Here is a 15,084-nt window from a genome sequence, read left to right as displayed (position 1 = left end):
GCCGGCGAGGGCTCAGCCCAGCATCTTGATGACCTCCGCCGCCACGGGGCCGGCGGAGGCGGGGTTCTGGCCGCTGACCAGGTTGCGGTCCACCACCACGTGCGGCACCCACGGCTCGCCCTCGTCGAAGTGGGCGCCCGCCTCGACCAGCCGGTCCTGGAGCAGCCACTTCGCCTTGTTCGCGAAGCCCGCCTGCTGCTCCTCGGCGTTGCTGAAACCGGTCAGCCGGTAGCCGTACACCGCGCTGGCGCCCTCCTGCGTGTGGGCGGCCAGCAGCGCGGCGGGGCCGTGGCAGACCACGCCCAGCGGCCGGCCCGACGCCAGGGTGCGCACCAGCAGCGTGCCGGAGTCGCTGTCGGTGGCCAGGTCCTCCATGGGGCCGTGGCCGCCCGGGTAGAAGACGGCGTCGAAGCCGGCCGGGCCGCCTCCGCTGTCGATCCGCACGTCCTCGATGCTCAGCGGCTGTCCCAGTTCGGTGAAGGCCTCGAGGCCCGCGGCCACCCGGTCGGCGTTGTCCTGTCCGCCGTTCGCGTCGGCGGACAGGCTGGTCTGGTCGACGCTGGGGACCACCCCGCCGGGGGTGGCGACGACGACCTGGTGGCCCGACGCCTTGAAGGCCTCGTAGGGGGCGACCGCCTCGTCGGCCCAGAAGCCGGTGGGGTGCTGGGTGCCGTCGGCGAGGGTCCAGTGCTGAGCGCCGGTCAGCACGAAAAGGATCTGCGACATGTCGTTCTCCGGGGCTGCGTGGGGGTGAGCGTGGGGCCAGGGAGCCGGGTGGGGCGGGTGGTGCGATTGGTGCGGAGCGCGCTGACGTGCCGTACCCGGAGCGTGGCCTCCGTATGCGACCGCCGGGGCGCTCTTCGACGACGGTAGGCCGCTCCCGCGCCGGGCGGTGTCCTGAGCGGCCCCACCCGCCGCGTGTCCCTCCGGCTGTCCTACCGCTGGTTCACCGCCGCCGGGTGGCGCGGGGTGTGCGGTGGGGGTTCGGGACCGCCGTATCCGGTCCGCTCCCCGGTTCGTGCCCGACCACCCGTTGACTAGATCTATTCACTGCGTATGGTTAGTGAATAGATCTGATTCGGCTGGAGTCGAGGAGGCAGGGCCACATGACCAGCACCGCAGGACCACGCCCGGTCAGGGCGTCGCGCGGCAGCGAGCTGAGCACGCTCGGATGGCAGCAGGAGGCCGCACTGCGGATGCTGCAGAACAACCTCGACCCCGAGGTCGCCGAGCACCCCGACAAGCTCGTCGTCTACGGCGGCACGGGCAAGGCCGCCCGCGACTGGGCCTCCTACGACGCCATCGTCCGCACCCTGCACACCCTGCGCGGCGACGAGACGATGCTCGTCCAGTCGGGGCGCCCCGTCGGCGTGATGACCACCCACGAGTGGGCGCCGCGCGTACTGATCGCCAACTCCAACCTGGTCGGCGACTGGGCCAACTGGGAGGAGTTCCGCCGCCTGGAACAGCTCGGCCTGACCATGTACGGCCAGATGACCGCGGGGTCCTGGATCTACATCGGCACCCAGGGCATCCTCCAGGGCACCTACGAGACGTTCGCGGCCGTCGCCGAGAAGCGGTTCGGCGGCTCGCTGGCCGGGACGATCACGCTGACCGCGGGGCTCGGCGGGATGGGCGGCGCGCAGCCGCTCGCCGTCACCATGAACGGCGGTGTCGCCCTCGTGGTCGAGTGCGACCCCTCCCGCATCGAACGCCGCATCGAACACGGCTACTGCGACGTGCGTGCCGACAGCATCGCCGAGGCGCTCCGCCTCGCCGTCGAGGCCCGCGACGCCCGCCGCCCGCTCTCCATCGGCCTGCTCGGCAACGCCGCTGAGGTGCTGCCGCGGCTGCTCGCCGACGGCGCCCCCATCGACATCGTCACCGACCAGACCTCCGCCCACGACCCGCTCTCCTACCTGCCGACCGGCGTCGACTTCGCCGACATGACCACCTACGCCGCCGAGAAGCCCGCCGACTTCACCCGCAGGGCGCGCGAGTCCATGGCCGCCCACGTCGAGGCCATGGTCGGCTTCCAGGACGCCGGAGCCGAGGTCTTCGACTACGGCAACTCGATCCGCGGCGAGGCACAGCTGGCCGGATACACCCGCGCGTTCGACTTCCCCGGCTTCGTCCCCGCCTACATCCGCCCCCTCTTCTGCGAGGGCAAGGGCCCCTTCCGCTGGGCGGCCCTGTCCGGCGACCCCGCCGACATCGCCGCCACCGACCGTGCGCTGCTCGACCTCTTCCCCGAGAACGAGTCGCTGGCCCGCTGGCTGCGCCTGGCCGGCGAACGCGTCCACTACCAGGGCCTGCCCGCCCGCATCTGCTGGCTCGGCTACGGCGAGCGCGCCGCCGCCGGTGAGCGCTTCAACGACATGGTCGCCTCAGGGCAGCTCCAGGCCCCCCTCGCCCTGGGCCGCGACCACCTCGACTGCGGCTCCGTCGCCTCCCCCTACCGGGAGACCGAGGCCATGCGCGACGGCTCCGACGCCATCGCCGACTGGCCGATGCTCAACGCCATGCTCAACGTCGCCTCCGGCGCCTCCTGGGTCTCCCTCCACCACGGCGGCGGCGTCGGCATGGGCCGCTCCCTGCACGCGGGGCAGGTCACGGTCGCCGACGGCACCGCCCTCGCGGGCGAGAAGCTGCGCCGGGTCCTGACCAACGACCCCGGCACCGGAGTGATCCGCCACGTCGACGCGGGGTACCCCGAAGCCGAGGCGGTCGCCGCCGAGCGCGGGGTCCGCGTCCCGATGCGCGAGGGGGACGCCTGATGGACCCCGCCTCCTCCGCCGCGGGAGCCACGGCACCGCCGGGGCCGCGGCCCTCCTTCCAGCAGATGTGGAAGGAGCTGCTGCCCCTCGGCAGGGCGGGCTCGGGCGGGTACCGCCGCTTCGCCTGGACGGGACCCGACCAGGAGTGCCGCCAGTGGTTCCGGGACCAGGCCGTCTCCAGAGGCCTCGCCTACGAGGTGGACGGCAACGGCAACCAGTGGGCGTGGTCGGGCGACAAGAACGCCTCCGGCGCCGTCGTGACCGGCTCGCACCTCGACTCCGTCCCGGACGGCGGCGCCTTCGACGGACCGCTGGGCGTCCTGTCCGCCTTCGCCGCCTACGACGAACTGAGGAGCCGGGGCACCGCCTTCACGCGCCCCTTCGCGATCGTCAACTTCTGCGACGAGGAGGGCGCCCGCTTCGGCCTGGCCTGCGTGGGCTCCCGGCTGATGACCGGGTCCCTCACCGCGGAAGGCGCCCACGCCCTCCGCGACGCGGAGGGGATCACCCTGCCCAGGGCGATGGAGGCGGCGGGGCACGACCCCGCCGCGCTCGGCCCCGACCCCGAGCGGCTCGCCCGCATCGGCGCGTTCGTCGAACTCCACATCGAACAGGGCCGCGCGCTGGCGGAGACCGACCACCCGATCGCGGTCGCCTCGGCGATCTGGCCGCACGGCCGCTGGCGGTTCGACTTCCACGGCGAGGCCAACCACGCGGGCACCACCCGCCTGGAGGACCGCCGCGACCCCATGCTCACCTACGCCACCACGGTGCTCGCGGCCCGCAAGAAGGCGCGGCTGGCCGGCGCGCTGGCCACCTTCGGCAAGGTGGCGGTCGAGCCGAACGGCGTCAACGCCGTCCCCTCTCTGGTCAGGGGCTGGCTGGACTCGCGTGCTCCGGACGAGGAGACGCTGGCGTCCGTCGTCGCCGAGATCGAACGCGCGGCCGGCGAACGCGGGGGCCGCGACGGCGTGGACGTACGGGTGACGCGCGAGTCGGCCACACCGCTGGTCGAGTTCGACCACGCGCTGCGCGATCGGATGGCCGCGCTGCTGGGGGACACCATCCCTGTCCTGCCCACGGGGGCAGGACACGACGCGGGTATTTTGTCCGCTTCGGTGCCCACGGCGATGCTGTACGTCCGCAACCCGACCGGCGTCTCGCACGCACCCGCCGAGTCCGCCGAGGAGGACGACTGTGCGGCGGGCGTCACCGCGCTCGCCGACGTACTGGAAGGCCTGGTGTGACGACCACGCGAAACAACCCGACGGGCGACGGCGCCGCTCCGGAACCCGGCGCGGCGCCCGCCGAGAAGGTCTACTGGTGCGAGCTCGCCTGGCTCAACGGCACCGCCGAGCCGCACGTCGCCCTGGAGGTGACCGCACAGGGGCGGCTCGGCGCCGTCCGCAGGGACGTCGAGGCGCCGCCGCCCGGCGCCACCGTGCTGCGCGGACTCACCCTGCCGGGCCTGGCGAACGCGCACTCGCACGCGTTCCACCGCGCCCTGCGCTCCACCGTCCAGGTCGGCTCGGGAACCTTCTGGACGTGGCGGGACGCCATGTACCAGACGGCCTCCCGGCTCACCCCCGACAGCTACTACACGCTGGCCCGCGCGGTGTACGCCGAGATGGCGCTCGCGGGCATCACCTGCGTGGGCGAGTTCCACTACCTGCACCACGCGCCCGGCGGCGCGCGCTACGACGACCCCAACGCGATGAGCCACGCGCTGGTGGCCGCCGCCGCGGACGCCGGCATCCGCATCACCCTGCTGGACACCGCCTACCTCGCCTCCGGCATCGGCCCCAAGGGGCGCGGCGAGCCGCCGAACCGGCAGCAGCTGCGCTTCAGCGACGGCACCGCCGAGGCCTGGGCCGAGCGCGCCACCGCCTTCAGGCCCGAAGGCGGACACGCACGGGTGGGCGCCGCCGTGCACTCCGTGCGCGCGGTGCCCGCGCGAGAGCTGCGCACCGTCGCGCAGTGGGCCGAGGAGCGCGGTGCCCCCCTGCACGTCCACCTGTCCGAACAGACCGGCGAAAACGAGGCGTGCGAGCGCGTGCACGGCATGACGCCGACCGCCCTGCTCGCCGAACACGGCGTCCTCTCCCCGCGCACCGTCGCCGTCCATGCCACCCATATGACGGACGGCGACATCCGCCAGGTGGGGCGTACGGGCACGGGCGTGTGCATGTGCCCCACCACCGAACGCGACCTGGCCGACGGCATCGGCCCGGCCCTCGCGCTCGACGGTGCCGGAGCCACCCTGTCGCTGGGCAGCGACAGCCACGCCGTCATCGACCTGTTCGAGGAGGCTCGCGCCCTGGAGCTCGACGAGCGCCTCGCCAGCCGCACCCGCGGCCACTGGACCGCGGGGCAGCTGCTGCGCACCGCCACCGAGGGCGGACAGATCGCACTCGGCTGGCCCGAGGCGAGCCGGCTGGAGACCGGCGCCCTCGCCGACTTCACCACCGTCGCCCTCGACTCCGTCCGCACCGCGGGCCCCGTCGCCCGCCTCGCCGCGGAGACGGCCGTGTTCGCCGCCACGGCCGCCGACGTCCGGCACACCGTGGTCGCAGGCCGCCACGTGGTGCGGGACGGCGCCCACACGCTGGTGGACTCCGTCCCCCACGCGCTGACCGAGGCGATCAGCGCCCTCCGCCCCTGACCGCCTCTCACACGTACGGCCCCCGGCCCCGCCCCGAGACCGCAGCACCGCCAAGGAACCCCATGCCCCAGACAACCGCCCTGACCAACATCGCCGCTCTGGTCACCAACGACCCCGCCCAGGGCGACGGGAGCCCCCTGGGCCTCATCGAGAACGCCGCCCTGATCGTCGAGGACGGCCAGGTGGCGTGGGTGGGCCCCACCGAGAAGGCCCCGCCCGCCGACACGGCCCACGACGCGGGCGGCAGGGCCGCCATCCCCGGTTTCGTCGACAGCCACTCCCACCTTCTGTACGCGGGCGACCGCACCCAGGAGTTCAACGCCCGCATGTCAGGCCGCCCCTACACGGCGGGCGGCATCCGCACCACCGTCCAGGCGACCCGCGAGGCGAGCGACGAGGCGCTGGCGGCGACCCTGAACGCGCACCTGCGGGAGATGTACGCCCAGGGCACGACCACTCTCGAGACGAAGTCCGGTTACGGGCTCAGCCCCGAGCACGAGGCCCGCGCCCTGCGGGTGGCGGCCCTCTCGGACGTGGACGAGGTCACCTACCTCGGGGCCCACGTCGTACCGCCCGAGTACGCGCACGACCCGGACGCCTACACCGCACTGGTGGCAGGACCGATGCTCCGCGAGTGCGCCCCGCACGCCCGCTGGGTGGACGTGTTCTGCGAGGAGGGCGCCTTCGACGAGGAGCAGTGCCGCACGATCCTCACCGCGGGCAGGGAAGCGGGGCTCATCCCGCGCGTGCACGCCAACCAGCTCTCCTACGGGCCCGGCGTCCGGCTCGCCGTCGAACTGGACGCCGCCTCGGCGGACCACTGCACCCACCTCACAAACGAGGACGTCGACGCGCTCGCCCAGGGCAGCACCGTCGCCACGCTGCTGCCCGGCTGCGAGTTCTCCACCCGCGCGGTCTACCCGGACGCCCGCCGCCTCCTCGACGCGGGCGTCACGGTGGCGCTGTCGACCGACTGCAACCCGGGTTCCTCCTACACCTCGTCGATGCCGTTCTGCCTGGCCATCGCCGTACGGGAGATGAACATGACGCCCGACGAGGCCCTCTGGTCGGCGACGGCCGGCGGCGCGCGGGCGCTGCGCCGCACGGACGTCGGCCGCCTCACGCCGGGCTGCCGGGCGGACGTGGCCCTCCTGGACGCCCCCTCCCACGTCCACCTCTCCTACCGGCCAGGCGTCCCCCTGGTGTCGGAGGTCTGGCGCGAAGGGGCACGGGTCGCCTAGGAGCCGTCCTCACACAGTGGCTTGATTGCGAGGTCGAGGTGCCGTCACGGCCAGGTGGCGAGCCGACCGGCTTACGATCGGGAGGACCGTGAGCCGGTGGCCGGGAGCGCCGGTGGCCGGGAAGGCCACTGGGGCGGCCGCCGAGGACACCGTCGAGGCGACGGGCACCAGGAAGCGCGTCGCGCGACGCGGAACAGGGGACGGGGGCGAGGGCGATGGGCGAACACGACGACGCCGGCAAGAGGATGGTGGACAGCCCGCTGCACGCGGACTTGGAGGAGCTGCGTCGTAGCGTGGCCTCCCAGCACGATCACATCGCCACCACCCTGGACCGGGCGGCACAGGACATGGGCGGCGGCGGGGTCTGGGAGGGCCCGACAGCGAAGACGTTCGCCTCGGAGGTCGGCGGGCGCAAGCGCGACGTGCACCGGCTGGCCGACGAGATCGTCGAAGCGGTCGACGCGGTGCTGCGGAGTACCCCGAAACAGGTGACGCTCTCCCAGGCCCAGGCCTACCGTCGTATGCGGTGACCGGGCCGGCCCCGGACAGACCGTATCGAGCAGAGCGTAGTGCGTGAGCCGTACCGAGTGAGTCGTGTGAGGGGGAGACGACGATGGGTACTCCGCCGCCAGGAGGCGGTCCGGGATCGGGCACGTTCAGCGGGATCGACCCGGCGAGACTCAAGGGCATGATCGACTCCCTGGGCGACGCCGCGCACATCCTCAAGAGCGCGAACGGATGGAACAGCCGGTTCGCCGAGCACGGCGTGGACACCGGTGGCCTGACCCGCCTGGCGGGTGTCGGCGCCTGGGTGGAGGGGCAGCTTCCCACCCTCAAACGCCGGTTCGACCTGGCGGCCGCCTACGAGCGCAACCACCCGGAACCGGGCCGCGAGATGGTGCAGATCCCGGACAACTTCCGCTCCCTCCAAGAGGCGCAACGCCTCGGAAGGGAGCTGGCCGACCGGATGAACGGCGTCAACCGCACCGACGAGGGGGGCGCACAGGAAATCCACCGGATCGCCGGTGAACTGGCGCGCTACCAGGACGACCCCGAACTCATGGCGGCCTTCTACGCCTCCGTGCACCCCAACTGGCTGTCCACGCTGCCGACGTTCATGACCCAGTCGGGCAGCACCACCGCGGGCGGAGACCTCAAGATCTTCAGCCGCGCCCTCGCCACGGCGACCAGCGCCACGTTCCTCGCCACACCCGGCTTCGACAAGGTCAACCAGGCGATGCTCCGCCCGTCGGAGCACCCCTCGGACGCCTGGGGCCGCCTCGCACTGATGCAGTACGGGCACTTCCCCACCGAATACCTCAAGACGGCAGCGAAGAACCTCGCGCTGGACCAGTTCGACAAGGACCCGGGGGGTACGGACTGGCGCGGCGGCAACGGGTTCGACGCGGCCAAGTACGGCCTCTCGGAGGACAACCTGGCTCTCGCGCTCAACCTGCTCGGCAAGGACGGCGCCGCGGCACGGCAGGTGCTGAACGGCATGCAGCACGGCGACATCAAGAAGACCTACGACCTCTTCCTCGACTACGCCAAGGGCTACGGCACCGGCGACCAGGTCGCTGCGGGGCTGGGCAAGGCCGTCGAGGCGGGCTCGGGGGTGGGGGCCGAGGAGCCGGGCCGGCACAGTCTGGAGGCGTCGCGGTTCGCTTTCACCGCCATGACGCACCTGGGCAGCAAGGGCAAGGACATTCCCTGGTCGATGAAGGTCTCCATGGCGAACCTGGGCGCTTCCTACCTCCACGAGCTGACCAGCGGGGCCCGGGACGACGACGCGCCCTACCGTCAGTCCGGTATGGGCAGGCCGGCCAACTGGACGGACCTGCCGGGGCTCACGCCGTCGTTCTATCTGAGCCCGCAGGACGTCGACACGTTCTTGTCGACGTTCGCCGGCAGCGACCCGGCGACCGAGGTCTTCGACCGCGCGGCGGGTGCGTTCAGCGATCAGGCGATCAGGGCGGCGGCGAAGCACGACGCGGACGCGGTCAACGCCGGCCTGCCCGACCCGGGCCGCATGACCCGCGTCTCCCGCGCCTTCGGCAAACTGGCCGCGTCCGAGTACCGGGCGCAGGTCACGGCCGGGAAGGACATGGACAAGCAGGAAGCCTCCGTCCGCGGCGTACTCAAGGACGTGATCTCGCTGGGGCTGGGGGAGGTGCCGTTCGCCTCGAAGACCGGCGAGTACATCTGGAAGGGCGCGCAGTTCGCCTTTGGCAAGTGGGGGCTGGACCCCTGGCAGCAGGGCGACAGTCCGCACGAGAAGGCGGTCACACAGGAGTACGCGAACTACGACCGGATGCAGCGCTTCCGGATGACGCAGTACCTCTACGACTCGGGCTACCCGGTGCAGCCCCCTCCGCCGAAGGAAGCCCTCAACCCCGACGGCACCCTCAAATCCTTCCAGCAACTCCACCAGGAGGCCCAGCAGGAGGGCGGCAAGGATCCCAACGCGGCCTTCCAGCGCAAACTGCAGATGCTCACCGATTGGGCGGACTCCACAGCGGGCCAAGACAACGACAGGTTCGACAACAAGGTCGACGACGCGGCCGAGGCGGCAGGCCGCACCACCGGCGGCAGCACCCCGCCGGCCCCACCCAACTAAGACGCTCGCCCGCCCTGTTGCCGCAGGGCAGGCGTTGCCTGTCGCAGGAACGTCTTCCTCCGCCTTACGCGAGCGCGCGCCGGTCCCTCTCGCCCTGAGGCTGCCCGTTCGGGTGACCTTCGTCGCCGGTCCCGCACCCGCCGGAGGCACCGGTTGCCGCTCCGCTGCGGCGGGATTGCCTGGCCGCCCGGCTCAGGAGACCCGCAGCGCCCCGGCGCGGAAGTCCTGCGGGGGAATGCCGTAGGCCGCGCGGAACGCCCGGGTGAAGTCCGCAGGGCGGGGAAATCCCCAGGTGGCGGCTATCGACTGGATGGTGCGACCGGCCAGTCGCGGGTCCGCCAGATCGCGGCGTGCGCGCCCCAGACGCTGGCGGCGTATCCACGCGCTGACGGTGCAGCCCTGGCTCTGGAAGAGCCGGTGCAGACTGCGGGTGGAGATGTGGTGAGCCGCGGCGATGGCGTCGGGGCACAGACCCGGGTCGCCCAGGTGCTGCCAGACGAAGCTCTGGATCCGGGCGAAGAGCGCACGGCGGTAGGCCGCCGCTTCCCCGGCGCCGCTGGTTACCGTGTGGTCCTTCTGGCAGGTGTGCACGTGTCGTCCCCCGGTCGGTCCGAGCCGTCCTCGCTGTCCCACCGACGGTAGGAAACCGCAGGCCGCGGCACATCCCGTGCAGGTTTCACCTTGCGTGTGGAACCAGGGGTTGAGGCGGCCTCCGCGTCGTCCCGGCGGAGTAGGCCGCGCTCCCGGCCCGCCGACCCCGGCCGCCGGCCCTGCCGCGGGCTCCCGCCCCGTAACCGCCCCGTCCGGCCCCGGCTCCCGGGGCGTTGTCGGCGACTGGTTGTAGAGTCACAATCGTTGTAGCCGTACAAGCAATGCGGGGGGCCACTTGACGGGCACGGGCACGGACGCGGGCGCTGGAGTTCCCACGCGCCGCCGGTACCTCGTCCTGGCGATCTGCTGCATGTCGCTGCTGATCGTCAGTGTCGACACCACAGCGCTCAACGTGGCGCTCCCCGACATCAGAGCGGACCTGGACGCGTCCGTCTCCGGGCTCCAGTGGGTGGTGGACGCCTACACCCTCGTGCTCGCGGGCCTGCTGATGCTCGCCGGTTCGACGGCGGACAGACTCGGCCGCCGCCGGGTCTTCCGCTGGGGGCTCGCGCTCTTCGTCCTGGGCTCGCTGCTGTGCAGCCTCGCACCCGGGCTCGGATGGCTCGTGGCAGCCAGAGCGCTGCAGGCGGTGGGCGGTTCGATGCTCAACCCCGTCGCGATGTCGATCATCACCAACACCTTCACGGAGCCGCGCGAACGCGCCCGCGCGATAGGCGTGTGGGGCGGCGTCGTCGGCATCAGCATGGCGGCGGGCCCCCTGCTGGGCGGACTGCTCGTCCAGGTGAGCGGATGGCAGGCGATCTTCTGGGTCAACGTGCCGGTGGGGCTGGCCGCCATGGTGCTGACGACGCGGTACATCCCCGAGTCCCGCGCCCCGCGGGCCCGCAGGGCGGACCCCGGCGGACAGGCGCTCATGGTCGTGCTGCTGGCAGGCCTCACCTTCGGCATCATCGAGAGTCCGCACCGGGGGCTGCTCTCGCCACTGGTGTGGGGCTGCGCGGCCGTCGCCCTCCTCGCCCTGGTGGCGCTGCCGCTGTACGAGGCGCGCCGCAGCGAACCCCTGATCGATCCGCGCTTCTTCCGCAGCGTCCCGTTCGCCGGTGCCACGGCCACCGCGGTGTGCGCGTTCGCCGCGCTGGGCGGCTTCTTGTTCCTGACCTCCCTGTACTTGCAGGAGGTACGCGGTATGAGCGCGCTGCACGCCGGCCTGTGCATGCTGCCCATGGCCGTCATGACGCTCCTGTTCGCGCCGCTCTCCGGCCGCCTGGTCGGCAACCGGGGGCCCAGGTTGCCGCTGCTCGCGGCGGGGGTGGGCCTGGCGGCCTGCGGCGTGCTGCTCGCCCGGACGGCATCCGCCGACCTGCCACTCGGGGTGCTCTTCACCGCCTTCGTCCTCTTCGGCGTGGGCTTCGGCCTGGTCAACGCGCCCATCACCAACTCCGCCGTCTCCGGTATGCCGCGGGCCCAGGCGGGGGTGGCGGCGGCGGTCGCCTCGACGAGCCGCCAAGTCGGCTCCTCCCTGGGCGTGGCCGTGATCGGTGCGGTGATGGCCGGTGCGACGGCGGGTGGCGGGCTGCGCGACGCGGCCGGGTTCCAGGACGCGCAGCGCACCGCCTGGTGGATCATCACGGGCTGCGGCGTGGCGGTCTTCGCGCTCGGCGCGGCGACCACGGGCCGCTGGGCGCGCGCGACGGCACGCCGCGCGGCCCACCTGCTGGAGGAGCCGGCAGACGCCCCGCCCGCACCCGCCTCCCACCCCGCACCCCGTTCGGCCCCAACGGGCGGAAAGGGCACAGCGCAATGAACACAGCACCCTTTGGCAACTCCCGCAACCACCACCCCCCACCACCCGCCCCAGCGATTGCCCCGGCGCCCGAGCCGGTGACCGCCCCGGCGGCCTCCCCGCCGTCCGGCCCGGCGGCCGAGTCGGCGTCCGGCCCGGCGGCCGGTGTCGGCGCCGGGCCGTCCGCTGTGCGGGTCTGGCGTGACCTGCGCACGCTCGTGCTCGAGGTGGCCGATGTGCGTACGCGGGTGACCGAGGAGTTGGGCATGAGCTACTTCCGGGCCAAGGCGCTCCGGCACATCGCCACCGAGGGTCCGCTGACGTTGAGCGCGCTGGCGGCGGGCCTGTTCGCGGACGCGCCGCACACCACGCTCACGGTCGAGTACCTGGTGCAGCGCGGTCACGTCACGCGGGAGCCGAATCCGGCCGACCGGCGGTCCAAGCTGGTCGAGGTCACCGAGCAGGGGGCACGGGCAGCGGCCGTGATGGCGCGGGTCTCCGACACGCCGCCCCCCGCTCTGCGCGGCCTCTCGCAGGCGGACCTGACGACGCTCGAACGCATCCTGGACAGCGCGCTGCGCACGGAGTGACCTCGTACGGCGGGGCACAGGTCCGCCGTCGTCCGGCACGGCCGAGGGCCCGGCCGGACTGGTGTGTCACCGTCCGGCCGGGCCCTCGGCACACGGAGTGAGCCGCACACGCGTCACCGCGTGGGGCGCCCCGCGTCACTCCTCGATCATCAGCCCCTTGCGGAGCTTGCCCAGGGTGCGGGAGAGGAGACGGGAGACGTGCATCTGCGAGATGCCGAGCTCCTCACCGATCTCCGACTGGGTCATGTTCGCCACGAACCGCAGCGAGAGGATCTTGCGGTCGCGCGCCGGGAGTTCGGCGATCAAAGGCTTGAGCGACTCGACGTACTCGATGCCTTCGAGGCCGTGGTCCTCGTAGCCGATGCGGTCGGCCAGAGCGCCCTCGGTGTCGTCCTCCTCGGGCTGCGCGTCCAGCGAGCTGGCGGTGTAGGCGTTGCTCGCCGCCATGCCCTCGACGACGTCCTCGGTGGAGATGTTGAGCCGCTTGGCCAGCTCCTCGACCGTCGGTGCCCGGTCCAGCTTCTGGGCGAGTTCGTCGCCCGCCTTGGCCAGGTCGAGCCGGAGCTCCTGGAGGCGGCGGGGTACGCGTACCGACCAGGACGTGTCGCGGAAGAAGCGCTTGATCTCGCCGACGATGGTCGGCATGGCGAAGGTGGGGAACTCCACGCCGCGGTCGAGCTCGAAGCGGTCGATCGCCTTGATGAGGCCGATGGTGCCGACCTGGACGATGTCCTCCATGGGCTCGCTGCGGGAGCGGAACCTGGAGGCGGCGAACTTCACCAGCGCGAGGTTGAGTTCGACCAGCGTGTTGCGTACGTACGCGTATTCGTGGGTGCCCTCTTCGAGGGTTTCCAGACGCCGGAAGAGCGTCTTGGACAGGGCCCGCGCGTCCAGCGGACCGACCTCGTCATAGGGTGGGATCTCAGGGAGCTGGAACTGCTCGAAGAGGTCGGCTTCGACCGCCTCGGCGATCGCTTCCGGGCTCGCCTGGTCGCCTGTGAGGGCGTCGGTGGGCAGGGGGTGGGTATCCGGCAGCCGGTCCGGGCTGTACTGCTCCGGAACGGCGGGAGCTGTCGCGACCTGCATATCAGCGGGGTCGGATATCCCGTTGTCGAGCCGGGGTGACATGGCTGTCCTCCATGGTTTTCTCGGCATATGGCTGCCGAAGCCGTGACGTGCACTACGGGGTGCGGCGCCTCCAGGGCCGACGTTGGTTCGGTATCCCTACTAGACCTACCTGTTTCCCCACAGCCAGAGCAAGTTCGTTGTGTCTGGTTTTGGTGTGTTCTGTCTAATGTTCGGGTACCGGTAGAGCGGTCGAAGGCGTAGGGTTCGAACCGCTTGACGGGGGAAGCAGTGAAGGCCCTCACGCGATCAGAAGGGGTGTGCATGGACCGCGGGATGCCTGGCAGCACGAGCCAGGGCCGGCTGACGGTCGACCTACGGCACGAGGAAGGCAGTGCCGTGGTGACCCCGGAGGGTGAGCTCGATCACCACACCGCGGAGCTCTTGCGCGAGCCGCTGGAGCGCAGTGTCGACGAGGGGTACAGCCGCCTGGTCGTGGACTGCTCCCGGCTGGAGTTCTGCGACTCGACCGGGTTGAACGTGCTGCTCGGGGCCCGGCTGAAGGCGGAGGCCGAGGGCGGCGCCGTACACCTGGCGGGGATGCTTCCCGTGGTGGCGCGGGTGTTCGAGATCACGGGGGCCAACGCGGTCTTCACCGTGCACGACGACCTCGCCTCGGCCCTGCGGCGTCCCTCGGGCGCGTCACAGCAGCCCGACGCGTGACCACCGCGTTACACGCATCACACAGGTCCGGCCGAATCCGTAAGTGTTCTCGCGGTGCGGCCGGGCAGGAGTTCCTGGAATCTGTCAGACATTCGTGTACAGCGCGTCGGCCCGTCGTGTGCGGTGTGTGGTGCGTGGTACGGCGAATCGGAAACCGGTGATCGGTGAGGTGAACCACTGATGAGCACCACCCGGCCGCAACCGGCGGGCGACCGCGGTCCGGAGCCCGAGGGCCCACCGGCGACCGCGGCCCGCGGATGCCGCGCGGCCGGGAGCGCGGAGCCGGATCCGGCGGGGCCGGACTCCGGGGGGAGGGGCGCCGCACTGCCGGGCTCTTCCTGGTCGGACGCCGCTCGGCCGGGGCCCGGTCAGGCGGGGGGCGCCGACGCGCAGGTGCGGGCCGGAACGGATACTGGGCGTGGGCCGACCTCCGGAATCACGAATTCCGCGGCTGCTTCCACGTCCGCACCCGAACCCGAAGGGGGGAGTGGCGCCATGGAGACCGCTGCGGAGAGTGCGGGCTCGGCCGCCGCAGGGGCCACACGCCAGGCAGGGCGGCCGATGCGGCAGGTGCGCAGACTGCGGCTCGTCGGCGCCAGCGGCGCCGTACCCAGGGCGCGGGACTTCACCCGCCAGGCACTCCAGGACTGGGGGTGGTTGCCCGCCGCCACCGCCGATCAGCGCGCCGCCGCTGAGGACGTCCTGCTCGTCGTCTCCGAGCTGGTCACCAACGCCTGCCTGCACGCCAGCGGCCCCGAGGAGCTGCGGGTCGGTGCCACAGCGAAGGTGCTGCGGCTGGAGATCGTCGACCTCGGCAGCGGGTCCCCCTCGCCGCGCACCCCGCACCGCGCGGGGCGCCCCGGCGGGCACGGCATGTTCATCGTCCAGCGGCTGTGCCTCGACTGGGGCGTGGTGCGCAATCCGGAGGGGCCGGGCAAGACGGTGTGGGCGGAGCTGGCAGCTCCCAACTGATCCGCCGCCCCTCCCTCGGCGGGCCGTCCGCGCTCTCACGCG

12 protein-coding genes and 1 pseudogene are annotated in these 15,084 nt (G+C 72.4%); 10 read left to right on the top strand and 3 right to left on the bottom strand.

The window, feature by feature from the left end:
* Positions 1-12: 12 nt before the first annotated feature.
* Positions 13-726: a type 1 glutamine amidotransferase domain-containing protein gene (locus MMF93_RS13495; RefSeq protein ID WP_242751534.1), complete on the bottom strand. Its 714-nt coding sequence runs from the start codon at positions 724-726 to the stop codon at positions 13-15.
* Positions 727-1,106: 380 nt separating this feature from the next.
* On the opposite strand from MMF93_RS13495, the gene hutU reads away from it, so the two are divergent.
* The 6 genes from hutU to MMF93_RS13465 all read left to right on the top strand — a co-directional run bounded on the left by hutU (position 1,107) and on the right by MMF93_RS13465 (position 9,297).
* Positions 1,107-2,777 carry a urocanate hydratase gene (gene hutU, locus MMF93_RS13490; RefSeq protein WP_242751533.1) on the top strand — a complete coding sequence of 557 codons (1,671 nt, stop codon included), beginning with the start codon at positions 1,107-1,109 and terminating at the stop codon, positions 2,775-2,777.
* Positions 2,777-4,024 (top strand): allantoate amidohydrolase, encoded by a 1,248-nt coding sequence (locus tag MMF93_RS13485; RefSeq protein WP_242751532.1) that lies wholly within the window; start codon positions 2,777-2,779, stop codon positions 4,022-4,024. Before hutU ends, MMF93_RS13485 begins: the two co-directional genes overlap by 1 nt.
* Positions 4,021-5,439: a formimidoylglutamate deiminase gene (locus tag MMF93_RS13480; RefSeq protein WP_274709461.1), complete on the top strand. Its 1,419-nt coding sequence runs from the start codon at positions 4,021-4,023 to the stop codon at positions 5,437-5,439. The genes MMF93_RS13485 and MMF93_RS13480 overlap by 4 nt, the downstream gene beginning before the upstream one ends.
* 62 nt (positions 5,440-5,501) lie before the next feature.
* Complete coding sequence (hutI, locus tag MMF93_RS13475) at positions 5,502-6,680, top strand: imidazolonepropionase (protein ID WP_242751531.1); 1,179 nt, start codon at positions 5,502-5,504, stop codon at positions 6,678-6,680.
* Between the two features lie 215 nt (positions 6,681-6,895).
* Positions 6,896-7,210: a hypothetical protein gene (locus MMF93_RS13470; protein ID WP_242751530.1), complete on the top strand. Its 315-nt coding sequence runs from the start codon at positions 6,896-6,898 to the stop codon at positions 7,208-7,210.
* Between the two features lie 158 nt (positions 7,211-7,368).
* Entirely contained in the window at positions 7,369-9,297 is a 1,929-nt protein-coding gene (locus MMF93_RS13465) for a hypothetical protein (protein ID WP_242751529.1), read from the top strand.
* A 192-nt stretch (positions 9,298-9,489) separates the two neighbouring features.
* Here MMF93_RS13465 and MMF93_RS13460 read toward each other — a convergent pair.
* A pseudogene (locus MMF93_RS13460) lies at positions 9,490-9,828 on the bottom strand (helix-turn-helix domain-containing protein); the annotation flags it as partial.
* A 430-nt stretch (positions 9,829-10,258) separates the two neighbouring features.
* Here MMF93_RS13460 and MMF93_RS13455 point away from each other — a divergent pair.
* Together MMF93_RS13455 and MMF93_RS13450 are read left to right on the top strand one after the other, a co-directional pair.
* The gene (locus MMF93_RS13455) at positions 10,259-11,713 is read left to right on the top strand and encodes an MFS transporter (protein ID WP_242751528.1); all 1,455 of its coding nucleotides are present in this window, start codon (positions 10,259-10,261) and stop codon (positions 11,711-11,713) included.
* A complete protein-coding gene (locus MMF93_RS13450; protein ID WP_242751527.1) occupies positions 11,710-12,282 on the top strand; it encodes a MarR family winged helix-turn-helix transcriptional regulator in 573 nt (190 codons plus the stop codon). The genes MMF93_RS13455 and MMF93_RS13450 overlap by 4 nt, the downstream gene beginning before the upstream one ends.
* A 135-nt stretch (positions 12,283-12,417) precedes the next feature.
* Here MMF93_RS13450 and MMF93_RS13445 read toward each other — a convergent pair whose 3' ends face one another.
* On the bottom strand, positions 12,418-13,410 hold the full coding sequence (locus tag MMF93_RS13445) for an RNA polymerase sigma factor SigF (protein ID WP_114025338.1): 993 nt from the start codon (positions 13,408-13,410) through the stop codon (positions 12,418-12,420).
* Positions 13,411-13,671: 261 nt separating this feature from the next.
* On the opposite strand from MMF93_RS13445, the gene MMF93_RS13440 reads away from it, so the two are divergent.
* Complete coding sequence (locus MMF93_RS13440; RefSeq protein ID WP_114014196.1) at positions 13,672-14,070, top strand: STAS domain-containing protein; 399 nt, start codon at positions 13,672-13,674, stop codon at positions 14,068-14,070.
* Between the two features lie 495 nt (positions 14,071-14,565).
* Positions 14,566-15,042: an ATP-binding protein gene (locus tag MMF93_RS13435; protein ID WP_242751526.1), complete on the top strand. Its 477-nt coding sequence runs from the start codon at positions 14,566-14,568 to the stop codon at positions 15,040-15,042.
* The last annotated feature ends 42 nt before the right edge of the window (positions 15,043-15,084 follow it).

It is taken from the genome of Streptomyces tubbatahanensis (assembly GCF_022699385.1).
Classification (GTDB): domain Bacteria; phylum Actinomycetota; class Actinomycetes; order Streptomycetales; family Streptomycetaceae; genus Streptomyces; species Streptomyces diacarni.
Note: the sequence above shows the minus strand (reverse complement) of the source record. Positions and strands in the feature narration are given on the sequence as shown.